This is a genomic window from Herbidospora yilanensis (assembly GCF_001570565.1).
GTDB classification, from domain to species: domain Bacteria; phylum Actinomycetota; class Actinomycetes; order Streptosporangiales; family Streptosporangiaceae; genus Herbidospora; species Herbidospora yilanensis.
Map to the genome: position 1 here is coordinate 297,364 of NZ_BBXE01000015.1, position 25,675 is coordinate 323,038.

General features: G+C 70.7%; 23 protein-coding genes and 1 pseudogene. 11 read left to right on the forward strand and 13 right to left on the reverse strand.

Annotation, left to right across the window (positions count from 1 at the left end):
* Positions 1 to 68 precede the first annotated feature (68 nt).
* The 8 genes from abmR to phoH2 all read left to right on the forward strand — a co-directional run bounded on the left by abmR (position 69) and on the right by phoH2 (position 7,973).
* Entirely contained in the window at positions 69 to 578 is a 510-nt protein-coding gene (gene abmR, locus AW273_RS07670; RefSeq protein ID WP_062346630.1) for an ATP-binding transcription factor AbmR, read from the forward strand.
* A 243-nt stretch (positions 579 to 821) separates the two neighbouring features.
* On the forward strand, positions 822 to 2,615 hold the full coding sequence (locus AW273_RS07675) for a phosphoenolpyruvate carboxykinase (GTP) (protein WP_062346632.1): 1,794 nt from the start codon (positions 822 to 824) through the stop codon (positions 2,613 to 2,615).
* A gap of 184 nt (positions 2,616 to 2,799) precedes the next feature.
* Complete coding sequence (locus AW273_RS07680; RefSeq protein ID WP_062346634.1) at positions 2,800 to 3,762, forward strand: TIGR04222 domain-containing membrane protein; 963 nt, start codon at positions 2,800 to 2,802, stop codon at positions 3,760 to 3,762.
* The gene (locus tag AW273_RS37785) at positions 3,752 to 4,561 is read left to right on the forward strand and encodes an MbnB/TglH/ChrH family RiPP precursor modification enzyme (RefSeq protein ID WP_232327157.1); all 810 of its coding nucleotides are present in this window, start codon (positions 3,752 to 3,754) and stop codon (positions 4,559 to 4,561) included. The genes AW273_RS07680 and AW273_RS37785 overlap by 11 nt, the downstream gene beginning before the upstream one ends.
* Positions 4,562 to 4,614: 53 nt before the next feature.
* Positions 4,615 to 4,986, forward strand: a complete 372-nt coding sequence (locus AW273_RS37790) for an SCO6045 C-terminal-like domain-containing protein (RefSeq protein WP_062346638.1) — start codon at positions 4,615 to 4,617, stop codon at positions 4,984 to 4,986.
* 88 nt (positions 4,987 to 5,074) lie between these two features.
* Positions 5,075 to 5,587 (forward strand): hypothetical protein, encoded by a 513-nt coding sequence (locus AW273_RS07695; RefSeq protein ID WP_232327158.1) that lies wholly within the window; start codon positions 5,075 to 5,077, stop codon positions 5,585 to 5,587.
* Positions 5,588 to 5,643: 56 nt separating this feature from the next.
* Entirely contained in the window at positions 5,644 to 6,405 is a 762-nt protein-coding gene (locus AW273_RS07700) for an isoprenyl transferase (protein ID WP_062346640.1), read from the forward strand.
* 254 nt (positions 6,406 to 6,659) lie between these two features.
* On the forward strand, positions 6,660 to 7,973 hold the full coding sequence (gene phoH2 / locus AW273_RS07705; RefSeq protein ID WP_062346642.1) for an RNA 5'-3' helicase PhoH2: 1,314 nt from the start codon (positions 6,660 to 6,662) through the stop codon (positions 7,971 to 7,973).
* A gap of 2 nt (positions 7,974 to 7,975) precedes the next feature.
* Here the strand turns inward: phoH2 and AW273_RS07710 are convergent, their stop codons facing one another.
* Genes AW273_RS07710 through AW273_RS07720 form a run of 3 tightly spaced genes read right to left on the reverse strand, consistent with a single transcriptional unit; the run spans position 7,976 to position 10,600 of the window.
* On the reverse strand, positions 7,976 to 8,500 hold the full coding sequence (locus AW273_RS07710) for a hypothetical protein (RefSeq protein WP_062346643.1): 525 nt from the start codon (positions 8,498 to 8,500) through the stop codon (positions 7,976 to 7,978).
* A complete protein-coding gene (locus AW273_RS07715; protein WP_062346645.1) occupies positions 8,497 to 9,918 on the reverse strand; it encodes an ATP-binding protein in 1,422 nt (473 codons plus the stop codon). Before AW273_RS07715 ends, AW273_RS07710 begins: the two co-directional genes overlap by 4 nt.
* 7 nt (positions 9,919 to 9,925) lie before the next feature.
* Positions 9,926 to 10,600 (reverse strand): response regulator, encoded by a 675-nt coding sequence (locus AW273_RS07720; RefSeq protein WP_030451904.1) that lies wholly within the window; start codon positions 10,598 to 10,600, stop codon positions 9,926 to 9,928.
* 181 nt (positions 10,601 to 10,781) lie between these two features.
* On the opposite strand from AW273_RS07720, the gene AW273_RS07725 reads away from it, so the two are divergent.
* Complete coding sequence (locus tag AW273_RS07725) at positions 10,782 to 11,561, forward strand: aggregation-promoting factor C-terminal-like domain-containing protein (protein WP_232327160.1); 780 nt, start codon at positions 10,782 to 10,784, stop codon at positions 11,559 to 11,561.
* 66 nt (positions 11,562 to 11,627) lie between these two features.
* Positions 11,628 to 13,526, forward strand: a complete 1,899-nt coding sequence (locus AW273_RS07730; protein WP_083949579.1) for a glycosyltransferase family 2 protein — start codon at positions 11,628 to 11,630, stop codon at positions 13,524 to 13,526.
* On the opposite strand, the gene AW273_RS07735 is transcribed toward AW273_RS07730, so the two are convergent.
* From AW273_RS07735 to AW273_RS38455, 6 genes are all read right to left on the reverse strand, one after another.
* The gene (locus tag AW273_RS07735) at positions 13,523 to 14,515 is read right to left on the reverse strand and encodes an alpha/beta fold hydrolase (protein WP_062346795.1); all 993 of its coding nucleotides are present in this window, start codon (positions 14,513 to 14,515) and stop codon (positions 13,523 to 13,525) included. The genes AW273_RS07730 and AW273_RS07735 overlap by 4 nt on opposite strands.
* 52 nt (positions 14,516 to 14,567) lie before the next feature.
* On the reverse strand, positions 14,568 to 16,427 hold the full coding sequence (locus tag AW273_RS07740) for a helix-turn-helix domain-containing protein (RefSeq protein WP_062346649.1): 1,860 nt from the start codon (positions 16,425 to 16,427) through the stop codon (positions 14,568 to 14,570).
* Positions 16,428 to 17,192 (reverse strand): 3-hydroxybutyrate dehydrogenase, encoded by a 765-nt coding sequence (locus AW273_RS07745; RefSeq protein ID WP_062346651.1) that lies wholly within the window; start codon positions 17,190 to 17,192, stop codon positions 16,428 to 16,430.
* Positions 17,193 to 17,203: 11 nt separating this feature from the next.
* A complete protein-coding gene (locus AW273_RS07750) occupies positions 17,204 to 18,643 on the reverse strand; it encodes a class II fumarate hydratase (protein ID WP_062346653.1) in 1,440 nt (479 codons plus the stop codon).
* A gap of 33 nt (positions 18,644 to 18,676) precedes the next feature.
* Positions 18,677 to 19,666, reverse strand: a complete 990-nt coding sequence (locus tag AW273_RS38450) for a serine/threonine kinase C-terminal domain-containing protein (protein ID WP_232327163.1) — start codon at positions 19,664 to 19,666, stop codon at positions 18,677 to 18,679.
* Positions 19,667 to 19,851: 185 nt separating this feature from the next.
* Positions 19,852 to 20,043, reverse strand: a complete 192-nt coding sequence (locus AW273_RS38455) for a hypothetical protein (protein ID WP_232327165.1) — start codon at positions 20,041 to 20,043, stop codon at positions 19,852 to 19,854.
* A 635-nt stretch (positions 20,044 to 20,678) separates the two neighbouring features.
* On the opposite strand from AW273_RS38455, the gene AW273_RS38460 reads away from it, so the two are divergent.
* Complete coding sequence (locus AW273_RS38460; protein WP_232327167.1) at positions 20,679 to 21,026, forward strand: hypothetical protein; 348 nt, start codon at positions 20,679 to 20,681, stop codon at positions 21,024 to 21,026.
* Here the strand turns inward: AW273_RS38460 and AW273_RS39290 are convergent.
* The 4 genes and pseudogenes from AW273_RS39290 to AW273_RS07790 all read right to left on the reverse strand — a co-directional run.
* Positions 20,918 to 21,637: pseudogene (locus AW273_RS39290) on the reverse strand (serine/threonine-protein kinase); the annotation flags it as partial. The gene AW273_RS38460 and the pseudogene AW273_RS39290 overlap by 109 nt on opposite strands.
* A gap of 43 nt (positions 21,638 to 21,680) precedes the next feature.
* Positions 21,681 to 22,847, reverse strand: coding sequence for a serine/threonine-protein kinase (locus AW273_RS07780; protein WP_062346664.1), 1,167 nt, complete (start codon positions 22,845 to 22,847; stop codon positions 21,681 to 21,683).
* An 80-nt stretch (positions 22,848 to 22,927) separates the two neighbouring features.
* Complete coding sequence (locus tag AW273_RS07785) at positions 22,928 to 24,571, reverse strand: fumarate hydratase (RefSeq protein ID WP_062346666.1); 1,644 nt, start codon at positions 24,569 to 24,571, stop codon at positions 22,928 to 22,930.
* Between the two features lie 102 nt (positions 24,572 to 24,673).
* Positions 24,674 to 25,654 (reverse strand): DMT family transporter, encoded by a 981-nt coding sequence (locus tag AW273_RS07790; protein WP_063909870.1) that lies wholly within the window; start codon positions 25,652 to 25,654, stop codon positions 24,674 to 24,676.
* Positions 25,655 to 25,675: the final 21 nt, after the last annotated feature.

Consider the following 25,675-nt stretch of genomic DNA (forward strand, 5'->3'; position numbering starts at 1 on the left):
GTAACTATCAAAAAGTAGTGACCGTCAATATCGGCTCGCCTCTGGAGCAACGATGTAATGTTGATTACATGAGTGCAGAAGCAGAGTGGTTCGCCCACCGTCTCCCCGAGACCTGGTTCACCGAGCGCCCCGAGGTCGTCGTCGACCGCGAGGAGATCACCGTCGTCGGCGTGCTGCCCCCGCTGACCGTCACCGAGGGCCTGCCCGACCCCGAGCGGGCCGCCGCCGAGGAGGGTTACGTCGAGCGCTTCCGCGAGGAGACCCGCGAGCGCCGCATCGAGATCGCCCGGCAGGCCGAGCACCGCTTCCGCCGGAAGGTCTCGTGGGGCGTGAAGATCGGCGCCGACGTGGTGATGTTCACCACACTCTCGGTCCCCGTCATGACCCGGCTGCGGCAGGGCGAGCGGCAGGTGCTCGACACACTCGTCGCCGCCGGAGTCGCACGCAGCCGCTCCGACGCCCTCGCCTGGTGCGTCCGCCTGGTCGGGCGGCACACCGACACCTGGCTCGCTGACCTGCGGGATGCCCTCCAGGCCGTCGACCGCGTGCGGGCCGCGGGCCCCGGCGGAGTGGACTGAACCAATTCGCCGAATGGTCTAAACCATTCATTTTGGCCTATACCAATGTTTAGTCCCGTATCTACGGGAAAGAGGTGCGCGGCACAATTTGAAATGGTTCGTCAGGGGTAAGCTCCTCCCATCATCCGGCTCGCTGACCAGCGGTTGTGGTGACGAATACGCATTGGTCCACACCAATTGGATTTAGTGGGTAATCGTCGCGGATGATGAATTGGCCCTGACGTACATTAAGGAGCCGCGCTCGTGTCCGTGTCAGTACAGGTGTCGCATCCGACCACTCATGCCGAGCTGGCCGCGTGGGTCAGCGAGATCGCGGAACTCACCGAGCCCGACCGGATCGAATGGTGCGACGGGTCCGAGGCCGAATGGACCCGGCTCACCAACATGCTGGTCGACCAGGGCACGTTGACCCGCCTGAAAGCCCGGCCGAACAGCTTCCACGCCGCCTCCGACCCGTCGGACGTCGCCCGCGTGGAAGACCGCACCTTCATCTGCTCCGAGCACGAGAAGGACGCCGGGCCCACCAACAACTGGATCGCTCCCGAGGAGATGCGGCGGACCTTCGGGAAGCTGTTCAAGGGTTCGATGCGGGGCCGGACCATGTACGTGGTCCCGTTCTGCATGGGCCCCCTGGGCGGCCCGATCTCCCAGTTGGGCGTGGAGATCACCGACTCGGCCTACGTGGCCGTCTCGATGCGCGTGATGACCCGCATGGGCGACGACGCCCTGCGCCTCATCGAGCGGCGCGGCGACTTCGTGAAGTGCGTCCACTCCGTCGGCGCCCCGCTGGAACGCGGTCAGCGCGACGTCGCGTGGCCGTGCAGCGAGACCAAATACATCAGCCACTTCCCGGAGACCCGCGAGATCTGGTCGTACGGCTCCGGCTACGGCGGCAACGCCCTGCTCGGCAAGAAGTGCTACGCCCTGCGGATCGCCAGCACGATGGCCCGCGACGAGGGCTGGCTGGCCGAGCACATGCTGATCCTCAAGCTCACCCCGCCGAGCGGGGAGATCCGCTACATCGCGGCGGCCTTCCCGTCGGCGTGCGGCAAGACCAACCTGGCCATGCTGCAGCCGACCATCCCGGGCTGGAAGGTCGAGACGATCGGCGACGACATCGCCTGGATGCGCTTCGGCGACGACGGCCGCCTCTACGCGATCAACCCCGAGGCCGGCTTCTTCGGGGTCGCGCCGGGCACCGGCCAGACCACCAACGCCAACGCGATCAAGACGCTGTGGGGCAACAGCATCTTCACCAACGTCGCGCTGACCGACGACGGCGACGTCTGGTGGGAGGGCCTGACCGACGAGCCGCCCGCCCACCTGACCGACTGGCGCGGCGACTCCTGGACGCCCGGCTCCGGCGAACTGGCCGCCCACCCGAACGCCCGGTTCACCACGCCGGCATATCAGTGCCCGACGATCGCCCGCGAATGGCAGGACCCGCAGGGCGTGCCGATCTCGGCGATCCTCTTCGGCGGCCGGCGCGCGACGGCGGTCCCGCTGGTCACCGAGGCCCGGAGCTGGCGGCACGGCGTCTTCATGGGCGCCAACGTGGCCTCCGAGAAGACCGCGGCGGCCGAGGGGACCGTCGGCGAACTGCGGCACGACCCGTTCGCGATGTTGCCGTTCTGCGGCTACAACATGGGCGACTACTTCGCCCACTGGCTGGAGATCGGCGAGACGAAGGGCGCCCGGCTGCCCCGGATCTACTACGTGAACTGGTTCCGCAAGGACGCCGGCGGCCGCTTCGTGTGGCCCGGCTTCGGCGAGAACAGCCGGGTCCTGAAGTGGATCGTCGAACGCCTCAACGGCCAGGCCGAGGCGGTCGACACCCCGATCGGACGCCTGCCCGTCAAGATCGACACCGAGGGCCTCGACATCGCCGAGGACGACATGGAGTTGCTGCTCACCGTCGACCGCGACGTCTGGCGCGAGGAGGCCGCCCTGATCCCGGCCCACTTCGAGACCTTCGGCGACCACCTGCCCGAGGGACTCTGGGAGGAGTACCGCACCCTGGTCGCCCGCCTGGGCTGACCCACCGAGCAGGAGTCCCGCCAACGGCGTCGGGCCTCCCCTCTTACGAACGGCCCGCGCCACCCGACGGCGCGGGCCGTTCGTGTCCGCATGACCTTCGTCATTCCGGACGATGTGCGAACCGCGTTCCCCATGCGATCGTCTAATCGGTTGAACTCTCCCTTGGAGTCGTCCTGGAGGCGGCATGGGCTCCCTTTTGCTCTTCATCCTCGCGTCCGTCGCGTCCGTCGTGGTCTTCCGTCAGGTGGGACGGGTGAAGAAGGAACAGCGCCGGGTCAAAGCCGGTGGCTACCATCCCGCGGCTCCGCCGGACCCCTACTCGCTGGCCTTCCTGGCCGGTGGGCCGCGCCGGGTCGTGAACACCGCGGTCGCGGTGCTCGTGTCCCAGGGGCGGGTGCGCATCTCCCGTGACGGCACCGTCACGGCCGTCCGGGGCATCGCCGGGGCGCCCGCCGAGCGGATCGAGCAGGAGGTGCTCGACCTGGCGGCCGGGACCAACGGCCGTTCGCTGGCCGACATCCGGCGGACCGCCGCCGTCGGCCCCGCGGTGACGGGCATCGACTACGGGCTGCGCGGTCAGGGGCTCGTGGTGGCCGAGTCGGCCCTGACGCTGGCCCGGCGGGCCAACACCAGGCTGCGCCGGCTGCTGGTGATCCCGGGGCTGCTCGTGCCGGTCAGCATCGTGACGATGGCGCTGGGCTGGTTCGACTTCCTGGTCTGGAACGTGCTGACCCTGGTCGTCTCGATGTTGACGTGGATCATCGCGCTGGCGGTCTCGTCGGGCTACGCCAACGAGAACCGCAGCGTGCTGACCGACGCCGGGCACGCCGCGCTCAAGTCGGCCATGGCGCGTTATCCGCGTACCCGCGAACTCGCCTACGCCCACAACGGCGGCAACGACAGCACCCTCGCCCTCTACGGCGTCGCCATCTACACCGGGCCCGGCCACGCCGAGCTGCAGAACGGCGGCGGGTGCGGGGCCGGAGCCTGCGGCGGGCCCTCGGGCGCCGACTCCGGGTGGGGCTCGGGCTCCGACTTCGGCGGCGGCGACTTCGGCGGCGGCGGTGGTGGCGACTCGGGCGGCGGCGACTCGGGTGGCGGGTCGAGTTGTGGTGGTGGCTGCGGCGGAGGTTGCGGTGGGAGCTGACCGGCTCGGGGTGGGCATCGGCTGGCGGTCGGAGATCGACCTGACCGTCGAGCACCTGCCCGGGGTCGAGTTCACCGAGGTCATCGCCGAGACGGTCAACCCCGGACGGGTGCCCGAGTCGCTGCGGGTGCTGCGCGCGCGGGGCGTCCCGGTGATCCCCCACGGGGTCGCGCTGGGCCTCGGCGGCGCCGAGCGGCCCGACCGGGCCCGTCTCGACCACCTGGCCGCCGCCGCGGAGGCCCTCGGGTCTCCGCTGGTCTCCGAGCATCTCGCGTACGTCAGGTCGGGAGACCTCGAAGCCGGGCACCTGCTGCCGGTGCCCCGGACGCGCGACGCGCTGACCGTGATCGTGGAGAACGTGCGGATCGCCCTCGACTGCCTGCCGGTGCCGCTGGCCCTGGAGAACGTCGCGGCCCTGTTCGGCTGGCCCGGCGACGAGCTGACCGAGGCGCAGTTCCTCGGCGAACTGGTCGAGCGGACCGGGGTGAAGCTGCTGATCGACGTGGCCAACCTCTACACCAACCAGGTCAACCTGGGGCTCGACGCGGTCAAGGCCCTCGACGCCCTGCCGCTGGAACACCTCGCCTACGTCCACGTCGCCGGCGGCCACGGCCACGGCGACGTGTGGCACGACACCCACACCGCCTCCCCGCCGGAGGAGGTCCTCGACCTCCTGGCCGAACTCTGCGCCCGCCACCGGCCGCCGGGCGCCCTGCTGGAGTGGGACGCCGACTATCCGAGCGACGCCGACCTCGCGGCCGAACTCGACCGCATCAGGGCGGCGATGGATCGTGGCTGAGCGGGGTCGGCGCGGCCGGTCGGCGCCGGGCGCAGCCGTGCCGGAGCAGCGGAATGGATGACCCCCGCGCCCGGCTGGCCGATCGGCAGCGTGCCCTCCTCTCCGCCCTGGTCGCGGGGGCCGCGCCGCCCGAGGGGTTCGACGTCGAGCGGCTCCGGATCCAGGCCGGCAGCCTGATCGCCAAGCGCCGGGGGCTGGTCGCCGCGGCCCGGCCCGATGTGCGGGAGGCCCTCGGGAACTCCTTCGCCCGGGAGTTCCACGCCTACGCTTCCGGCCGTCCGAAACCCCAGGGCGGCTCGCGGGCCGACGCGGCGGCGTTCGCCGACTGGTTGCGGGATCGCGGGCTGCTCGACGCGCCCGATCCGGAGACCCGGCAAAAGCGGCACTGGTGGCGCTTCACCTCAAAGAGGGATCAATCACGGTAGGGCCGGTTTGCGGGGGTCCGCCCGGGATACCCTCTGTGGCGTGGGTGGACTACGGTGCGTAGATGGGTCGTACCTGACGGTTGATCCCGTGGCATGCCGCGACAGCGCCGGGGTGCCCTATGAGGTCACCTTGGAGCTGTTCCGCGACGGGGTGGCCTACGGCTCGGTCGGGGAGCGGTGCGGCTGGTTCCTGGCCCGCCTGGCCCGGTCGGTGGCCGAGGCCCGGGAGTCCCAGCTCGCCTGGGACGATCCCGACGACCGCTTCCCGGGGGAGGCCGACGAGGCGGAGCTGTTCGGGTTCCGCTACCGGAGCCGCACCGACGTCGTGGGCGGCGGTGAGCTGCGGTGCCAGCTCCGGCTCATCCCCGTCTGGGTGCCCGGCCGGGGCGCGACCGGCCGGTGGCGGCTGACCAGGCGGGCCTGCGTCGAGGCGTGGGGCACCCCCGGCGTCGGGTTGCGGGCCGTGGTCACCTCCGGAGAACTCCTGATGTTCCTGATGGCTCTCGTGACAGAGGCAGAAGTCCGGCTTGGTACCCAATATGGGATGGAACGTAACAGCTCCCTCATTTCGGGAGCGGGGATTGCATCTCGCCCCCGATAATTGCTTGACCATGTCTGTCATGTGACAGCGGGCTCAAGCGAATCACCGGGGGAGTCATGGACCTGCGCGATCTTGTTTACAAGGTGTACGAACGCAGGCTCGAACGAAAGCTCACCTCGATCCAGGCCCCCCGCCACGTCGGTGTGATCGTCGACGGCAACCGCCGCTGGGCCCGCTCCAACGGCCACGACGACGTCCGCCACGGCCACCAGAAGGGCGCCGACAAGATCTCCGAGCTCCTCGTGTGGTGCAAGGAGGCCGGCGTCGAGTACGTCACCCTGTGGCTCCTCTCCACCGACAACCTCTCGCGTGACAAGAAGGAGCTCGAACCGCTCCTCCAGGTGATCGAGAACCTGGTCGACGACCTGGTCGAACAGGGCTGGCACATCAAGCCCATGGGATCGCTGGACCTGCTGCCCGATCACACGGCCCATGTCCTGAAAAATGCGAAAGAGGCAACATCACACCGGCCTGGGCTGATTGTGAACGTGGCCGTTGGGTATGGAGGAAGACGTGAGATCGCTGATGCGGTGCGCTCCCTCCTCCAGGAGCACGCCAGCAAGGGGGCGAGCATCGAGGACCTCGTGGAGGTCCTCGATGTGGAGCACATCGCTGAGCATCTCTACACGCGCGGCCTGCCCGATCCGGATCTCGTCATCCGGACCTCAGGGGAGCAGCGACTCTCCGGATTCCTGTTGTGGCAGAGTGCCCACTCCGAGTTCTACTTCTGCGAGGCCTACTGGCCCGATTTCCGCAGAGTGGACTTTCTGCGGGCGCTCCGCGCCTACGCCGCGCGTAACCGTCGGTACGGCTCCTGAAACGGCACGTGAACACCCCCTTTCGGACAGGATTGGAGCGTTGGCGCGGGGGGATTCAGGACGTACCGTAAGACGTGAGCATCCACGCTCACCTCGGGAGAGGGCCCGTTCTTGCGTCTTGATGACTTCGCAGGTGGGGCCGGTTCCCGGCACCGCCTTGAAGGCGTCCGGGCCCGGTCCGTTCACCACCAGTCAAGGCAGGGCGCCGACCCCCGGCGCCCGGGGGAGAACGCGTGGCATTGTCCAACCCGTCCATGTCCGGTCACTCGTCTGGCACCTCCCGGCGCACGTACATCCTGGACACCTCTGTCCTGCTCGCCGACCCGGCCGCGATGAGCCGGTTCGACGAACATGAAGTGGTGCTCCCCGTTGTCGTGATCACAGAGCTGGAAGGTAAGCGGCACCATCCCGAACTGGGATACTTCGCCCGCAAAGCCCTGCGATTCCTGGACGATCTGCGTGTCCAGCACGGCCGTCTCGACGAGCCGATCCCGATGGGTGAGGGAACCCTCAGGGTCGAGCTCAACCACAGCGACCCGTCCGGCCTGCCGGCCGGGTTCCGGCTGGGCGACAACGACACGCGCATCCTCACCGTCGCGCAGAACCTGGCGTCCGAGGGTTACGACGTCGTGCTGGTCTCCAAAGACCTGCCGATGCGCATCAAGGCCGCCTCGATCGGCCTGGCCGCCGAGGAATACCGCGCGGAGCTGGTCGCCGAGTCCGACGCGAGCTGGACCGGCATGGACGAGCTCCAGGTCACCACAGAAGATGTGGAGGCGCTCTTCGAACACGGCTCGACCGACCTCGAAGAGGCCCGCGACCTGCCGACCCACACGGGTCTGCGGCTGCTGACCAGCAAGGGTTCCGCGCTCGGACGGGTGCTCCCCGACAAGTCGGTGCGCCTGGTGCGCGGCGACCGCGAGGTGTTCGGCCTCCACGGCCGCAGCGCCGAGCAGCGCATCGCGCTCGACCTGCTGATGGACCCGGAGATCGGGATCGTCTCGCTGGGCGGCCGGGCCGGCACCGGCAAGTCGGCGCTGGCGCTCTGCGCCGGTCTGGAGGCCGTGCTCGAACGCCGCCAGCACCGCAAGGTCATCGTCTTCCGCCCGCTCTACGCGGTGGGCGGCCAGGACCTCGGCTACCTGCCCGGCACCGAGAACGAGAAGATGGGCCCGTGGGCCCAGGCCGTCTACGACACCCTGGGCGCGGTGACCACGCCCGAGGTGATCGAGGAGGTCCTCGACCGGGGCATGCTCGAAGTCCTGCCGTTGACCCACATCCGCGGCCGGTCGCTGCACGACGCGTTCGTGATCGTCGACGAGGCCCAGTCGCTGGAACGCGGCGTGCTGCTGACGGTCCTGTCCCGCATCGGCGCCAACTCGCGGGTCGTGCTGACCCACGACATCGCCCAGCGCGACAACCTGCGGGTCGGCCGCCACGACGGGGTCGTCGCCGTGGTGGAGAAGCTGAAGGGCCACCCGCTGTTCGCCCACGTCACCCTGACGCGTTCGGAACGCTCCCCGATCGCCGCCCTGGTGACCGAGATGCTCGAAGACATCACCCCGTAGGACTAGCGGGGAAGTTGCCGGCCCGGGGCCGCGAGGTGCCAGAACTCGCGGCAGGTGTGCTCACCGTAGGAAACCGGGCCGGTGGCGTCGGTCCTGGTGATCGTGACGGCCCAGATGTCCTCCCGCTGCCGCATGGCGGTGCAGGTCATCTGGGCCTGCGCCGTCTTGGTGACCGGCCGTCCGCCGCTGACGAACAGCGACAGCCGGAAGCCGTCGGCGTTGTCGGGGTCGTTGCGGACCGTGCCGAAGCGGGTGAGCTGGCTGGTCTGCCATGACAGGCCGGTGAGCTCGGTGGTGAGACCCGAGGTCGAGCGGGCGCCCGCCTCGAAGAGGGCGGCCATCACGTTGTCCATCGAGTGCGAGGCCACCGCGACGCTGCTGGGCTCCAGCTTGCCGTCACGCAGCAGGTAGACCGTCGCGACGGCCGCCTTCGGGCTTATCACCGGCGGCGGACCTCCGTCCTGAACCCCGGTCGGGGTCACGCCACACGCGGTGACCAGCAGCAGCGGCCAGAGCCATTTCCTCATGGTCTCGGTATCCACAACGTGAACTGGGTGCCGGGGTCGGCGAGCTTGACCGTGATCGTGCCTCGGTGGAGTTCGGCGTTGGCCCTGGCGATCGACAGGCCGAGGCCGCTGCCGCCCGAGCGGGCGCGGTTGGCGCCGGCCTTGAAGAAGCGGTCGAAGACGTGCGGCAGGTCCTCGCGGGGGATGCCGGCGCCGTGGTCCCTGACCCGCACCTCCAGGCCGCTGGGCAGGACCTTGGCGGTCACGATCAGCGGCTGTTCGCCGTGCTTGAGCGCGTTGCCGACCAGGTTGGCGACGATCACGTCGAAGCGGCGCGGGTCGACCTGGTAGGTCAGGCCGTCGGGCACCCGCAGGGTCACCTGGTCGGTCCAGCCCCGGATCTCCAGGCACTCCGTCAGCTCGTCGCCGACGTCGACGGTCTCGCGGCGGAGCACGGCCGCGCCGGAGTCGAAGCGGCTGACCTCGATCAGGTCGTCGACGAGCGAGCGCAGTCTCTCGATCTCGGCGACCACCAGGTGGACCGCCTGCCCGGCGTCGGGCGGCAGGCGTTCGGCCTCGTCGGAGAGCATGTCGGTGACCGCGGTCATGGTGGTCAGCGGGGTGCGCAGCTCGTGGGAGACGTCGGCGACGAACCGCCGCGACATGGCCTCCAGCGACGAGAGCTCCTGGACGGTCTGCTCCAGCGCCTGCGCCGTCTCGTTGAACGTGGCGGTGAGCTCGGCCAGTTCGTCGCGGCCGTGGACGGGCAGCCGGGTGTCGAGCCGGCCGGCCCCCAGGGCGCGGGCGGCCTCTCCGAGGCGGCGTACCGGAAGGAGGACCTGGCGGGCCGACAGCAGCGCGACGGTGAGCGCGATGACCAGGGTGAGCGAGCCGGCCTGGAGCAGGGCGGCGCGCAGGTTGGCGAGCACGCGGTCGACGTCGGTCATGGAGACGAACACGAAGACCGACATGCCGGTGGAGCGGACCGCGCCGCTGCCGGTCTGCCGCTTGACGTCGGTGCCGACCACGAGGGTCGGCTGCTCGTCGAGCGTCGTGGTGAGGTAGGCGATCCGGGTGCGCGCGGCGGCACGCAGGTCGTCGGGGATGTCGGCCGGGGTGACCTGGGCGCCCTCGGAGAACCTGGGGGGTTCCTGGCCGTACTCGACGATCACCTGGCGGTCGGGGCCGCTGAGGCTGGCGACGAGGTTGGTGAGGTCGTCGTCGGTGACCGAGGCGTCGTTGGGCCACAGCAGGTCGCTGGTGCCGATGGGGAGGGTCAGCCGGTCCATGGTGTCGCGGACGTCGTCGACCGCGCTCGACTCGGTCCGCCGCAGCAGCTCACCCCGGACGATCTGGTAGCCGATCCCGGCGACCATGAACGAGGCCGTCACCGCCACGACCGTGAAGGTGACGACGAGCCGCTTGCGCAGGCTGCTCACCTGAGGCTCACGGCCCGCTGAAACGGTAACCGAAGCCCCTGACCGTGTGGATGTAGACGGGGTCGCCCGGGGTGGGCTCGATCTTGGCCCGGATGCGCTGCACGCACGCGTCGACGAGCCGAGAGTCGGCCACGTGGGTGTGGTCCCACACCGAGCGCAGCAGGTAGCGCCGGTTGAGCACCTGGCCGGGGTGGCGCACGAGCTCCAGCAGCAGCCGCAGCTCGGTCGGGGTGAGGTGGACCTCGCGGCCCTCCAGGGTGACCTTGAGCGCGCCCCGGTCGATCATCAGGTCGCCGAAGGTGATCCGGTCGGTGGAGGCCGACTCCATGCGGCGCAGGATCGCCCTGATGCGGGCGTCGAGCACGCGGGGCTCGACCGGCTTGATCACGTAGTCGTCGGCGCCGGCCTCCAGGCCGACCACGATGTCGAGGTCGTCGCCGAGCGCGGTCAGCAGGATGATCGGCAGCGAGTCGAGCTTGCGGATCCTCCGGCACACCTCGACGCCGTCGATGCCGGGCAGCATCACGTCGAGGATGACGATCTCCGGCCGCCGCGCCCGAATGTGCTCCAGGGCCTCCTCGCCCGTGCCGAACGCGGTGATCGAGTGACCCTGGCGGGCGAGCGCGAGCTCCAGTCCGGTCCGGACCGAAGGGTCGTCTTCAACGAGGAGGATGCCTGCCATCCGGTCATTATGCGGCCTTACCGGACTGGAAGAAGCTGGCATAAGGCGACGAAATCGGGTGTGAGCAAAATCACATCAGCGAAGAAAGTGCTTGTTAGACCCCTTTGTCTAAAGAAGTGGTCAAGCGGGTTTCGCGAATCGGTTGCGGACCACCCACCCCCGCACGGCAAGCTCATAGGTCGTGAGTTCTGGTCAGCCTGTCAGGGAACGCCGCCCCGGGGCCCGTCGTGCCCGCCGGGCCGCGTCGCCGACGACACCCCCGCCGCCGCCGTCCCAGCCGAGGTTGTCGGACGAGCCTCCGCCGCCCCCGAAACGGCCCAAGGGGCCGTTGTTCACCCCCAAGCGCCTGGTGATCGCCGGCGTGACGGTGGCCGTGATCGCCGGGTTCACCACCTTCCTGGTCCGCACCGCGATCGACAACGCGAACCAGCCGAAGACGCCGATCGACATCCTCGGGTTCAACCCCGACATCATCGGCAACGACCCCCGGATCGACGCGCTCAAGGCCGACGCCGCCACCGCCATGCAGGAGAGCAAGCTGGCCGGCGGCCGGGAGGGGCGCAAGCCCTTCGGCCCCGACGACAGCGTCGAGATCCCCAAGGAGGCGCCGGGTGGCGGCGGATTCCTGCCGGCCGACTTCCCGCCCGGTTCTTCGCCCGACCCCGGCTCCAACAAGGCCCTCGGCAAGCAGATGAACGCCGCCATGGGCTGGGAGGGCGAGTGGGGCTGCCTGGAGAAGTTGTGGGACAAGGAGAGCCACTGGAACGAGCGGGCGATGAACCGCTACTCCGGGGCCTACGGCATCCCGCAGTCGCTGCCCGGCAGCAAGATGGCCAGCGCGGGCTCCGACTGGCAGACCAACCCGGCCACCCAGATCAAGTGGGGTCTCGGCTACATCAAGGGCCGTTACGGCTCACCTTGTGGCGCCTGGGGGCACAGCCAGCGGGTGGGCTGGTACTAGGTAAGGAATGGCCATCCTTCGGCAAGGCTGAACAGCGGTTTGGCGCATTCCCCGCACGCTGGGGGGATGCGCCAAGGGCTGAAAGTCTCCGTCGCGGTCCCTGTCGGAAATGCCGGGCCCGCCAGCGACTCGTTCGACGCGTGCGTGCGCTCATTGCTGGAGCTCCCGCCGGACGAGTACGAAGTGATCTTCGCCGACGACGGGTCGACCGACGGGACCCGTAAGCGCCTCGACGCCCTCGCCGCCACGCGGTCGAACGTGCGGGTGCTGCACCTCGAACGGACCGGCGATCCGTCCCGGGGCCGCAACGCCGCGTTGTCAGTGGCGCTGGGCGAGTTCGTGTTCCTGATGAACGCGCACGACCGGCTGGAGCCGGGCGCGCTGCGACGGCTGTTCGAGCGGGCCAAGGAGACCGAGGCCGACGTGCTGGTCGGGCGGCTGAGCGGCGACGGGCCCGTCGCCGCCGCGTTCACCCGCGACCGCGACCGGGCCGACCTGCTCCGCGACCGGCTGCTCACCGCCGTGACCGCGCACAAGCTGTTCCGCCGCGAGTTCGTCGAGACCCACCAGCTCCGGTTCGCCGACCGGGCGCTGTCGGAGCAGGCGTTCGTGCTGCGGGCCTACCTGTCGGCGAAGGTGATCGCGGTCGCGGCCGGGCACGTGGTCTGCCACGTCGGTCCCACCGGTGAGCCCGAGCCGGGCGACTGGGACCTCGTCGCCGGGCTGAGCGCGATCATGGACATCGTCGAGGCCCAGACCGAGCCGGGTGGCCAGCGCGACCGCATCGCCGCCCACTTCTTCCGCAGCGTCGCGCTGCGCCGCCTCGGCCCGCCGTTCCTCGGCCTGCCGGCCGAGCGCCAGGAGCTTCTGTACGGCCATCTCAAGGCCATCACCGCCGCCCGGTTCCCCGAGACCCTCGACACCCATCTGCCGGTCCACCTGAGGGCCAGGGCGGCGCTGCTGCGTACCGGAGACACCAAGGGGATCGTCGACCTGGCCAGGGCGGCGCAGGGGACCCGGCTCGACGCCGAGCTGGGCGACCTGCGCTGGGAGGGCCACGTGTTGTCGCTCGCCCTGACGGCCGAGCTGGTCGCCGCCGACGGCACGCCGATGGTGTTCGCGGCCGACGGCGACCGGGTCTGGTGGGTGCCGCCGTCGCGGGTCGACCGGCTCGACCCCGCGCTGCGCGAGATCACCGACGCGGCCGACGAGGTGCGGATGGAGGTGTACGTGCGGCAGTCCGAGACCGGCGAGATGCACTTCCTGCCGGTGACCGGCGAGTTGCGGCGGCTGCCCGTCGAGGGCGGCGTGCGGCTGCGCGCCTCCGGCGACGCCCGGTTCGACGTCGGCACGGCCGCCTTCGGCCGCCCCCTCGACCCGGGCGTGTGGGAGGTGCACGTGCGGATGCGCGGCGTGAACCCCGCCAGGACCCGGGTCGTCCGCCCCGAGCGGGGTGTCACCTCGGCCGGGATGATGGCCGAGTATCCCCGGCGGCTCGTGGTGCCGTGCTGGTCGGACAAGGGCGAGCTGAGCGTCTGCGTCGAACCCCGCTCGTTCGCCGAGTCGATCGCGCTGGTCTCCCAGGAGACCACGGTCTCGGCGCACGACGGAGCGGTGTTCGTGTCGGTCCCGGTGCCCTATGTGCCGCCCAACGGCGGCCCGTCGGCCGAGCTGGTGCTGCGCAGGGTCGGCGGGAAGACCGTCGTGGCGCCCGCCCTCATCGAGCCGGGCGAGCCCGGCAAGTTCGCCGGTCAGCTCATCGCCAAGCTCCCCGCCGGGCGCGGTGGCCTCACCCGGGGGGTCTGGCGGCCCAAGCTGCGCATGGACGGCAGCCTCGTCGACCTCCGCTTCGCGGTCGAGACGCAGCGCGGCAGGGCGGTCGTGCGGCCCCTGGAGACCCCACGCCCGCCCACCGGCTGGAAGCGCATGATCGCCTCGCTCAAGCGGCGGTACGGGATGCTCTAACCCAGGTGTTTGCGGAGCGCCTCGCGGAACTCCTCGGGCTTCTCGATGTGCGGGCTGTGGCCGCAGTCGTCGAGGACGACCTCGGTGTGGTTCCCGTACGCCTCCAGGAACGCCCTGGTCTGGGCGATCATCGGCTGGGCCGGGGTGCCGGGGGAGCCGGGGATCGCGCCGATGGCGCCCAGGTGGGCCAGGTCGAACAGCGAGGTGTCCGAGACGATCACGTCGTCGGCGCCGCGCAGCCACAGGATCGGCGGCTTCGGGTCGACGCCGCTGAGGTCGATGCGGAAGTGGGCGGGCGACAGGGTGTTCAGCACGCCCCGGACGCCGGGCGCGACCCCCGGCCAGTTGTCCGAGGGGACCGTGTCGCCCGGGTAGTGGTCGTCGCCGATGCGGGTGGTCAGCATCGAGGCGACCCAGCGGTCCTCGCCGGGCACGGGGTTCTTCACGTACGTCGTGCGGAACACCCGCAGCGGCGTCACCGGGCCGTCGCCGGTGTCGCCGTTGGCCAGGGCCGACACGAAGTCGGGGTTGGCGCCGCCGGCGCCGCTGCCCGCGTGGTCGGCGTGGGTGGAGGCGCCCGCGACGTCGTGGGTGCCGCCGAAGCCGTACGGCGAGACCGGGTTGACCAGCGTCACGCTCGCCACGACCGACGGGCGGTCCATGAGCGCCTGGAGCACCACGCCGCCGCCCAGGCTCCAGCCGACCAGGTGCACCCGGTCGATCTCCAGCGTGTCGAGCAGCGCCAGCACGTCGTCGCTGTAGTCGCGCACCCCGCGCGAGGCGTCGACCGGCTCGGGGTCGGTGTCGCCGAAGCCGCGCAGGTCGACCGCGAGCGGCCGGTGGGTGGCGGCCAACGCCTCAAGGGTGTCCTCCCAGAAGGCGCCGGACGACACGTTGCCGTGCACGAACAGCACCGCTTCGCCCTCGGCGCCGGGCACCGACCGGACGTTCTGCGTCAACCTCGCGGTGCCGATTCGTTCCATTTTCATGTCCACAACCTATGGAGTGACGCCCATCACAACCATGGGCGTACGGCACATATCACCGGCCCGGCGGGTGGCGGAAGGCGCTACCGAGCCGCAGCGCGAGCTGGATCTCCAGGGCCCGCTCGGGCTCCTGCCAGTCGTCGCCGAGCAGCCGCCTGATCCGGTCGAGCCGCTGGGTGACCGTGTTGACGTGGATGTGCAGGGCCTCGGCGGTCCGGGTGAGCTGCCCGCCGCACGCGAAGTAGGCGGCCAGCGTCTGGACGAGCTGAGTGCCCTTCCTCTCGTCGTAGTCGGCCACCGCCCCGATCGCGCCCTGGACGAACCCGGCCACGTCGCGCCCCTCGCCGATCACCAGGCCGACGAAGCCGAGCTCGGCCGCGCCCGCGCCGTCGCCCGCCCGGCCGAGCGCCAGCAGGGCCGACGCGCACCGGCGGGCCTCCTCGTAGGCGGCGGCCACGTCGGACCCCGCCTGCGCCGCGCCCGCGGTGGCCGGCCGGCCCAGGCTGGCCGACAACTCGGCGGCCACCCGTTTGGCCGTCACGCCCGGTTTGTCGCCCGGGAGCAGCAGCACCACCTCGTCGCCGCGCGCGGTCGCCAGGCCACCCGTGAGGGCCGCCTCCGACGACGCCCAGAACGCCGCCCGCTCGCGCTGCCCGTCGTGGGTGACGGTCACCAGCACATGGGGTTCGGCCAGGTCGAGGCCCAGGCGGCGGGCCCGGTCGGGGAGACCGGCCAGGTCGGGCCGGGCGATCAGGTCGTCGAGCAACTCGCCGCGCACCCGGCCCTCGGCGTCGGCCACGCTGCGGCGGAACAGCAGCAGCAGCGCGGTGACCAGGGCGGCCCGCTCCAGGATGCGCCGGTCGGTGTCGGCCACCGGGCCGGCCGTGCGCAACACCAGCGTGCACAACGGCGCGCTCTCCGAACCGCCCACGTCGACCGAGGCGATCAGGTTCCGGCCGCGCTCCACCGACCTGCCCAGCGCCCGGGAGGCCCTGGCCGCGTCCGAGACGCTCGGATCGACGTCGCCCGGGTCGCCGGCCAGCGGCTCGCCCGTGCCGTCGAGCACGGTCAGCCTGCCGCCGATGACCTCGGTGACCACCGCCGCGACGTCCTCGACGCCGCCGCCCCGCAGCACCAGGCCGGTCATCCGGTCGTGGGCGTCGGCGGCCCGCTCGATGGCCGTGGAGTGGTTGCGGATCAGCCGGTTGGCCTCGCTCAGCTCGGTCAGCGCGGCCCGGGTCTCCTCCAGCAGGCGGGCGGTGTCGATGGCGACCGAGGCGTGCGCGGCCAGCGACGACAACAGCGCGATCTCCTCCCGCGCGAACGGCCGGGCGCCCCGGTCGGCCGCGAACAGCACGCCGATGACCTGGCCGCCCAGCCGCAGCGGCACCCCCAGGATCGCCACCAGCCCCTCTTCTGTGACGGCGTCGTCGATCGTGATGGTGTGGCGGAAGCGCTCGTCGGCGAAGTAGTCGGAGGTCGCGTAGCCCTCGCCCGTCTGGGCCACCAGGCCGCCGAGGCCGGCGCCGAGAGGGAGGCGTACAGAACGGAAACGGGCGGATATCACGCCGTCGGTGACCCGCATGTACGTGTCGCCGCGCTCGGCGTCGTTGAGCGTCAGATAGGCCACGTCGGTGCCGAGCAGCCCGCGCACCCGGCGCACGATGGCGGCGAGCACGGCGTCGATGTCACGCAGGCCCGCGAGGTCCTTGGCGGTGTCGAACAGCGCCGACAACTCCGCCTCCCGGCGGGCCCTGCGCCGCATCACGGCCCTGATCCGCAGCGCGGCGACCTTCTCGCGCTCCAGCTTTTCCAGTGTGGCCGGGTCGGCGCCCGCCGCCCGCGCCTGGAGCACCGGCCCCTCGAACTCGACGGCCGAGGCCTCCCTGGCCAGCAGTTCCAGGAAGACGTTCATCTATCGCGCGCTCCAGCCTCCGTCGAGCGGAATGGACACCCCCGTGATGAACGATCCCGCAGGGCCGCACAGATAGGCGACCATCTCGGCCACCTCTTCGGGTTCGACCAGCCGCTTGATGGCGGCCGGTTGCAACATGATGCGCTCGACCACGTCTTCGGGCGAGATCCGGTGCGCCTCCGCCTGCGCGGCGATCTGGTTCTCGACGAGCGGGGTGCGCACGTAGGCCGGGCAGACACAGGTCGAGGTGATCCCGTAGGGGGCGCCTTCGAGCGCGATCACCTTCGACAACCCTTCGAGGGCGTGCTTGGCCGTCACGTAGGCGACCTTGAACGGCGAGGCCCGCAGCCCGTGCACCGAGGAGATGTTCACCACCCGGCCGAACTTGTTCCCTTTCATGTACGGCATCGCCGCCCTGATCAGCCGGAAGGGCGCCTCCACCTGCACCGCCATCAGACGGGAGAAGATCTCCGGCGGGAACTCGTCGATGGGCGCGACGTGCTGGAACCCGGCGTTGTTCACGATGACGTCGGCCTGGGCGGCGTGCTCGACGAGCGGCCCCCGCTCGAAGACGGCCGGATCGGCGAGATCGGCAGTGACCGCGACGCCTCCGATCATGGCCGCGGTCTCGGCCGCCTCGGGTTCCCGCAGGTCGGCCACGACCACCCGGGCCCCTGCCGCGGCCAGCCTGATCGCGCAGGCCCGGCCGATGCCGCTGCCCGCGCCCGTCACCAGCGCCGTCCGCCCGGCGAGGTCTTCCGTCATGCGACCCGAATCTACGCGGGCGGATCTTCGGCGCCCATGTGGGGATCCGACATAACGGACTTTTCTGGTATGTGGCCGGTCATGGGGAGCACGTCGAGGAGTTCGTCCAGCTGTTCCTCGGTGAGCGTCGCGGCGGCGACGTGCCCCCTCTTCACGACCACGTCGCGGATCGTGGCCCGTTCGGCGAGCGCCTGCTTGGCGATCCGGGCGGCCTCCTCGTAGCCGAGGTAGCGGTTCAGCGGGGTGACGATGGAGGGGGAGGACTCGGCGTACTCCCGCAGCCGCTCCTCGTTGGCCGTGACGTCGCGGACGCAGCGGTCGGCGAGCAGCCGTGACACGTTCCCCAGCAGCCTGATCGACTCCAGCAGGTTCCGCGCGATCACCGGCATCTGCACGTTCAGCTCGAACGACCCCGACGCCCCCGCCATGGTGATCGTCGCGTCGTTGCCGACGACCTGCGCGGCGACCATCGTCACCGCCTCCGGCACGACCGGGTTGACCTTCCCCGGCATGATCGACGATCCCGGCTGGAGGTCGGGCAGATTGATCTCGCCCAGCCCCGTCCGCGGCCCCGACCCCATCCACCGCAGGTCATTGGCGATCTTGTTGAGCGAGACCGCGACGGTCTTCAGCACACCCGACAACTCGACGAGGGCGTCGCGCGCCCCCTGGGCCTCGAAGTGGTTCCTGGCCTCGGCGAACGGCAGGCCGGTGGCGCGGGAGATCTCCGCGATCACCTTCCCGGCCCACTCGCGGTCGGGGGTGTTGACGCCGGTGCCGACGGCCGTGCCGCCCAGCGGCAACTCGGCGACCCTCGGGAGCGCCGACTGGAGCCGCTCGATGCCGAGCTCGATCTGGGCCGCGTAACCGCCGAACTCCTGGCCGAGGGTGACCGGGGTGGCGTCCATGAGATGGGTCCGCCCCGACTTCACCACCTCGGCGAACTCCACCGACTTCGACTCCAGCGCGGTCGCCAGGTGCTCCAGCGCCGGGGTGAGGTTCTTCGACAACTCGATCACGGCGGCGACGTGGATGGAGGAGGGGAACACGTCGTTGGACGACTGGGCGGCGTTGACGTGGTCGTTGGGATGCACCGCCCGCCCCAGCCGCTCCTCCGCCAGCGTCGCGATCACCTCGTTGGCGTTCATGTTCGACGAGGTGCCGGAGCCGGTCTGGAAGACGTCGACGGGGAACTGCTCGTCCCACCTGTTCGCGGCCACCTCCCCGGCCGCCTCGGCGATCACCGCCGCCATGTCGGCCTCCAGCAGGCCGTAGGAGGCGTTCACCACGGCGGCGGCGGCCTTGACCGTGCCCAGCGCGGAGATGTGCGCCGGCTCCAGCCCTCGGCCGGAGACCGGGAAGTTCTCCACCGCACGCTGCGTCTGCGCCCGCCACTTGGCGAGATCCGGCACCTCGACCTCGCCCATGGAGTCATGCTCGATGCGCGTCATACAACCCAGTCTGTCCCCAGACGGGCGGATGATTCAGTCGGGGTGGCGCTGGAACCGGAACGAGGCGAAAACGGCCTCCCGCTGCTTCGCCGACTTGGCCCACTGTGCTTCCGGGACCGCGTAGTAGATCGCGAAGGCGCCCCCGTCGGACCCGTCGACCCACCGCGACACGACGTGGACCAGCCCGTTCTTGCCCTCGTAGGCGTATTCCCACTCGGCCGTGTCCGCGCCCTTGTAAGGAGAGGTCTCCAGAGGTGCGATCCGGATGAGCTCGTAGCCCTCGTAGGGCTGCCCGGCCTCGGCCGCCTCGATCGACTTCAGCAGATCGGTGGTGATCTGAACCGTGGCCACCCGGATGGTCGCCCTGCCCTTGGCGGAGAAGACGACCTGGGTTCCCTTGTCCGTACGCCCGAAGCCCGCCGGGACGTCGATGGTGTAACCCTCGCCCTGCTCCCGCCTGGTCCCCTTGGCCGGGGCCGGCGCCGGAGGCTCCGGCGGATAGGTGGCCGAGGTCGGGCTGGGCGGGATGATCCGCCCGGCGGTCCGGGTCGGCCCGGCACCGTTGGCCCCGAACGCCGAGACCGCCACCACGGCGAGCGCCACGAACGCGACGAACGCGAGGACGAGCAGCAGGACCAACCGGCCCTTGCCCTTCGGCTTGGCGGCCGGAGGGGGCGCGGTCCGGTGCATCGAGAAGATGTCGGTGCCCAGGCCACGGGGGACGGCTTGGGTGGCGTTGGGGTCGGGCTCGACCGGGCCCTGGCCTGGGGGGAAGCCGGGCTGGTACTGGCCCGGGGGCATCTGCGGTGGGGGGTAGCCGCCTGCGGGCGGGGAAGCCCAGTGCTGCGGAGGCTGCTGGGGGTGCGGCGGCAGCGGGAGCGCCGAGGGGGGAGTGGCGTCGGCGTCGATGTCGAGCCGGCGGGCCCCGGGATCGGGCGGGTAGACCCGCCTGCCGGGGAGTTGCCCCTGCACGACGGTGACGTCATCGGCGAGACCTGCGGGGCCGGCGGCATCGGACTTCACGATGACGACGGTCTGGTCATCGGAAACGGCGGGCCGCCGGAAACGCGTGGCATCGGGATCCTCGAACGCTCCAGCCCCAGCCGCGCCAGCGCCGGGGGCACCCACACCGGGACCGCCTGAACCAGCTTCACCGGGCCCGCCTACGCCAGGAGCACCTGCCCCAGGACCGCCTGCCCCAGGACCGCCTACGCCGGGACCGCCTGCGCCGGGACCGCCTGCGCCGGGACCGCCTGCGCCGGGACGGCCTGCGCTGGGACGGCCTGCGCTGGGACCGCCTGTGCCGGGACCGCCTGCGCCAGGAGCACCTGCGCCAGGAGTAGCTGCCCCAGGACCGCCTGCATCAGGGGAGGGAGCACCGCCGAGCCGGGTGCCCGCACGCGGGAACTCCCCGCCGGGACCCGAGGCGCCCACTCCGGGCCACGCACTGGCGGAGTCCGGACCTGTTCCAGGTCCGGAAATCTCGGCATCTGGGCTGCCCAAGTGAGCGCCCGGTCCCCAACCAGGTCCGCCAGAGCCGGGTCCGCCAGAGCCGGGTCCGCCAGAGCCAGGCCCGCCAGAGCCAGGTCCGCCAGAGCCAGGTCCGCCAGAGCCAGGCCCGCTGGGACCGGATCCGCCAGCTCCGGACGCGCCATGTCCCGAAATTTCGGCAGCCGGCGTGGCTGCAGCAGCGTCTTGCGCCGATCGGCCACGAGTGGAGGGGGTGGCACCCGCGCCGCCTGCTCCCGTGCCCGGCCTGACTCCTCCGGCTCCATGTCCCGAAATTTCGTGACGTGCGTCGCCGCCGGTGCCCGGTGCCGCCCCCGAGCCTGCCGGTCCAGAGGCATATGGCGCGCTGACTCCACTTGCGCCTGGTGCGACTCCACTCGCCTGTCCCGAAATTTCGGGATTTCCGCCACCGGCACCAGAAGATGCCTGCCCGCCAGGGCGGGATGTTCCAGCGAGTCCGCCGGGAGCACCCGTCGCAGGTGAAGGTGTAGGGGTCGTCGTCCGGTTCGGGTCCTGCGGACCTGCCGTGCTGCCCAGTACCGGCCGGGGTGTGCCGAACGGCCGGTCCACACTCGGGTCCCGGCCGCTGTCCCCGTATGGCGACACCGCGTCGGGGGCGAAGGCGCCCCCGCTGGGTCGGGGGGCGGCCGACGCGGGGAACTGGGTCATCGTCGGCGTGTCGGCGACCGCGCGGAGCAGGACGGAGGCGCGTTCGGCCGTGATGCGCTTCGTGTGGTCCTTCTCCAGCATCGCTTCGAGGACGGGGCGCAGTTGCCCGGCGTTCCTGGGCGGGTCGCACACCTCGGTCATCAGCGCGGCCAGGGTCTCGGCGATCGACCGGCGTTCGTACGCCGGCCGGGCCTCGACCGCGTAATAGAGGGTCGCGCCCAGCGACCACAGGTCGGATTCCGGCCCCGTGTAGTCGCCGCGGGCCCGTTCGGGGGCCGTGTAGCCCGGGGAGCCGATCACCATGCCGGTCTGCGTCAGGGCGGTGTCGCCGCGTGACTTCGCGATGCCGAAGTCGGTCAGGACCACCCGGCCCGAGTGGGTGATCAGCACGTTGCTCGGTTTCACGTCGCGGTGCAGGATGTCGGAGGCGTGGGCGGCGCGCAGGGCGCCCAGCAGGTCGGCGCCGATCTCGGCGACCAGGCGGGGCGGGAGGGGGCCGTCTTCGTCCACGACCTGTTCGAGGGAGCGGCCCTCGACGAGTTCCATGATGATCCACGGCACGCCGCCGACCTCGATCGCGTCGAAGATCGTCGCCACGGAGGGGTGGTGGACACGCGCGGCGGCGCGGCCTTCGCGGATCATGCGTTCGCGGAGTTCGGTGCGCTGCTCCTGGGTCAGCCCCGGATCCTGGCGGATCTCCTTGACCGCCACGTCACGCCCGAGGGTCCGGTCGACGGCACGCCAGACCGTGCCCATCGTGCCGCGCCCGAGGGGAGATATCAGTTCGTAGCGCTCCGCGAGCAGCCTGCTCTGCATGACTAGAAAGATAGCGTCCTAGGCCTTGAGGAACGCTTTAGGTTCACTTGCGAAATTTCTTCGGCCAGAACCGCCGTGGCAGCACTATCCGGACGAAGTTCCAGAAGCTCCGGGTCAGGGGCCCGATGGGTACGTCGTAGGTGGCCGGCTTCCGGTGTGAGCCTTCGGCCGGCCGTCGTCGCTGCGCCGGGACGGGCACCGCCTGGAACTCGCCGGTCGGATGGGGTTCGCGGGGGAAGACCTGCGGGCTCTGCGGCCGGGGCACGGCCGGACGGTTGTCGGCCCGGTGTTGCCCCCGGTGAGGCGGCTTCCTGACGGGGGGCGGCGTGAAGACGGGCGGCGGGGACGGCCGGACCGGCGGCCGGTGTATCGCGATGGGCTCTTCGGCCGTGCCGCCCGCGGCGATCCTGGCCAGCATCAACGCCGCCCGCACGCCGTCGAGCCGGACCGCCGGGTCGATCTGGAGCAGGCCGCGGAGCACGGGGGCCAGCGGGCCGGCGTTGTCCATCGGTATCGGGGCGCCGCTCGTCAGGGCGGCCAGCGCGGCGGCGGCCGTACGGCGGCCGTGCAGGCCCCGGCCCTCGACGGCGGTGTAGAGAGTCGCCCCGAGCGACCACAGGTCGGCGGCGGGGGAGGCCTTGTCGCCGAGGACACGCTCGGGCGCGATGTAACCGGCGGAACCCAGTACGATGCCCGCCTGGGTGATGGAAACGTCACCTTCGAGTGCGGCCAGTCCGAAGTCGGTGAGCACCGCCCGGTCGTGGGTGACGAGCACGTTGCTGGGCTTGACGTCGCGGTGGAGGATGCCCTTCGCGTGGACGGCGCGGAGCGCGCCGAGCACCTGGCGCCCGATCTCGGCGACCCTGATGGGATGTTGCGGGCCCTGCGCCTTGACCAGTTCTTCGAGCGACTGGGCCTTCAGCAGCTCCATGACGATCCACGGCCGGTCGTCTTCGGTGACGACGTCGTAGACGGTGATCACCGAGGGGTGGGCGACCATCGCGGTGGCCCGGCCCTCGCGTTCGGTGCGGGCGCACAACTCGGCCCGTAGTTCCTCGTCGAGGACGAGGGGCAGCCGCACCTCCTTGACCGCCACGTCGCGGTCGAGAAGTTCGTCACGCGCACGCCACACCGTGCCCATGCCGCCGCGGCCTACCGGCTGGAGGAGCCGGTAGCGCGCGGCTAACTGGTATCCGGACGGCGCACGCATGGGTGGCAGCTTACCGATTTGTGTACGAGTGCCTGTAGAGACCGGGCCGATTCATTGTCGAGAACTTTTGTCAAACTCCGTCAGGTTCGGCGTCCGATGGACAGAATCGGCCCCGTTGTGTCGGTGAAGAAGTCGTTGCCCTTGTCGTCCACCACGATGAACGCCGGGAAATCGACCACGTCGATCTTCCAGACCGCTTCCATGCCGAGTTCCGGATATTCCAGGACCTCGACCTTCTTGATGCAGTCTTGCGCGAGCCGCGCGGCCGGGCCGCCGATCGAGCCGAGGTAGAACCCGCCGTAGGACTTGCAGGCGTCGGTGACCTGCTTCGACCGGTTGCCCTTGGCCAGCATGACCATCGAGCCGCCCGCCGCCTGGAAGCGCTCGACGTAGGAGTCCATGCGGCCGGCGGTGGTCGGGCCGAAGGAGCCGGAGGCGTATCCCTCGGGCGTCTTCGCGGGTCCCGCGTAGTAGACGGCGTGGTCTTTCAGATATTGGGGCATCTCGCCGCCGGCGTCGAGGAGCTCGCCGATCTTGGCGTGGGCGATGTCGCGGGCCACCACCAGGGGGCCGGTCAGCGACAACCGGGTCTTCACCGGGTATTTCGACAACTCGGCCAGGACCTCGGACATCGGGCGGTTGAGGTCGACGCTCACGACGTCGCCGCCGAGGTGCTCGTCGGTGGTGTCGGGCAGGAAGCGGGCCGGGTCGGTCTCCAGCTGCTCCAGGAAGACGCCCTCGGCGGTGATCTTCGCGAGCGCCTGGCGGTCGGCCGAGCAGGAGACCGCGATGGCGACCGGGCACGACGCGCCGTGGCGGGGCAGCCGGATCACGCGGACGTCGTGGCAGAAGTATTTGCCGCCGAACTGGGCGCCGATGCCGAGCTTCTGGGTCAGCTCGAAGACCTTCTGCTCCATCTCCAGGTCGCGGAAGCCGTGGCCCTCGGGGGAGCCCTCGGTCGGCAGGGCGTCGAGGTAGCGGGCGCTGGCGTATTTCGCGGTCTTCAGGGCGAACTCGGCGGAGGTGCCGCCCACGACGACGGCGAGGTGGTAGGGCGGGCAGGCGGCCGTGCCGAGCGAGCGGATCTTCTCCTCCAGGAAGGCCAGCATGCGCTTCTCGTTGAGGACCGCCTTGGTCTCCTGGTAGAGGAACGACTTGTTGGCCGACCCGCCGCCCTTGGCCATGAACAGCAGCTTGTAGGCGTCGTCGCCCTCGGCGTAGAGCTCGATCTGGGCGGGCAGGTTGGAGCCGGTGTTCTTCTCCTCCCACATGGTGATCGGGGCCATCTGGGAGTAGCGGAGGTTCAGCTTCGTGTAGGCGTCGTAGACGCCACGCGAGATGTGCTCGGCGTCGCGCCCGTCGGTCAGCACGTGGCGGCCCCGCTTGCCCATCACGATCGCGGTGCCGGTGTCCTGGCACATGGGGAGCACGCCGCCGGCCGAGATCGACGCGTTCTTCAGCAGGTCGAGGGCGACGAACCGGTCGTTGCCGCTCGACTCGGGGTCGTCGACGATCTTGCGGAGCTGGGCCAGGTGGGAGGCGCGCAGGTAGTGGGAGATGTCGTGGACCGCGGTCTCGGTCAGCAACCGCAGCGCCTCGGGCTCGACCTCGAGGAACCGCCGCCCGGCCGCCTCGACGACCCTGACCCCTTCTGACGTGATCAGCCGGTATTCCGTCTCGTCGGCTCCCAGGGGGAGGAGGTCGGTGTAGCTGAACTCGGGCATGGGGTCGAGCCTCCGTTGATCACGCCGGTGTGAGTCTTCAAAGACTGTACGGCAACCGCCCGACACCCCTGCCCGAAGGTGCAAATAGTGAGAAACTAGACATTAGACCTGAACGCGGGAGGAATCATGGCCATTATCGCGCTCGGCATCATCGGCGTCGTCGCCCTCGTCTCGGTCCTCATCGTCATGCTGATCAGAAGCGTCAAGAAGAACATGAACGACCCGCACCCGCACTGGCCGATCGGGTAGCAGCCCGACCACGATGCCGCCCACCACGACGGCGGCTCCGGCCAGTTCGGCGCCCGACGGCAGGCCCAGCCCGATGAGGGTCCCGGTCGTGATCGCGCCGACCGGGATCACGCCGGCGAACAGCCCGGCGCGGCCGGGCCCCAGCCGCGGCAGCGCGGTGTACCAGAGGAAGAACGCGCCACATGTCACCACCGAGGCGAGATAGGCGAAGCCCAGCGCCTCGGGCACCGTCGGCACGCGCAGCATCGCCGTGCCGTCGGCGACCAGCCCTGTCACGGCCAGCAGCGGCACGGCCAGCGCCACCGACCAGGCCGTCACGCCCACCGCGCCCAGCTTCGGCAGCAGCGGCAGCGCCAGCAGCGAGAAGCACACCTCGCACGCGACCGCCCCCAGCGCCCAGAGCAGCGAGCCGACCCCGCCCCCGCCGAGCCCGGTCGCCAGCAGCGCCCCGGCCACCACGATCCCCGCCGCCACGACCAGGCGGGGCCTCGGCTTGCGCGTGGTCACCACCGCCATCACCAGAGGCACCGTCGCCAGCATGGTCCCCACGAGCGCCGGACCGGCCCCCCGCGTCGACTCGACCACGCAGACGTTGAACAACACCAGGCCGGTCAGCGCGAGTGCGACCAGCAGCCCGAAATCCCTTACCGTGAGGTGGGCTCTGGGCCTGGAGGTCGCCTTCATGATCACGAACATGATCAGGGCGGCGACGGCGTAACGCACCGTTTGCCCGCCGTAGAGGGGATAGTCCTTGATCAGGCCACTCACCGCGGCGAGAGTGCCCACCAGGAACATCGCCCCCGCCGCCGCGGCCACCGTCGTGCCTTTGTTCATGACGATGGATGCTAGGAATGA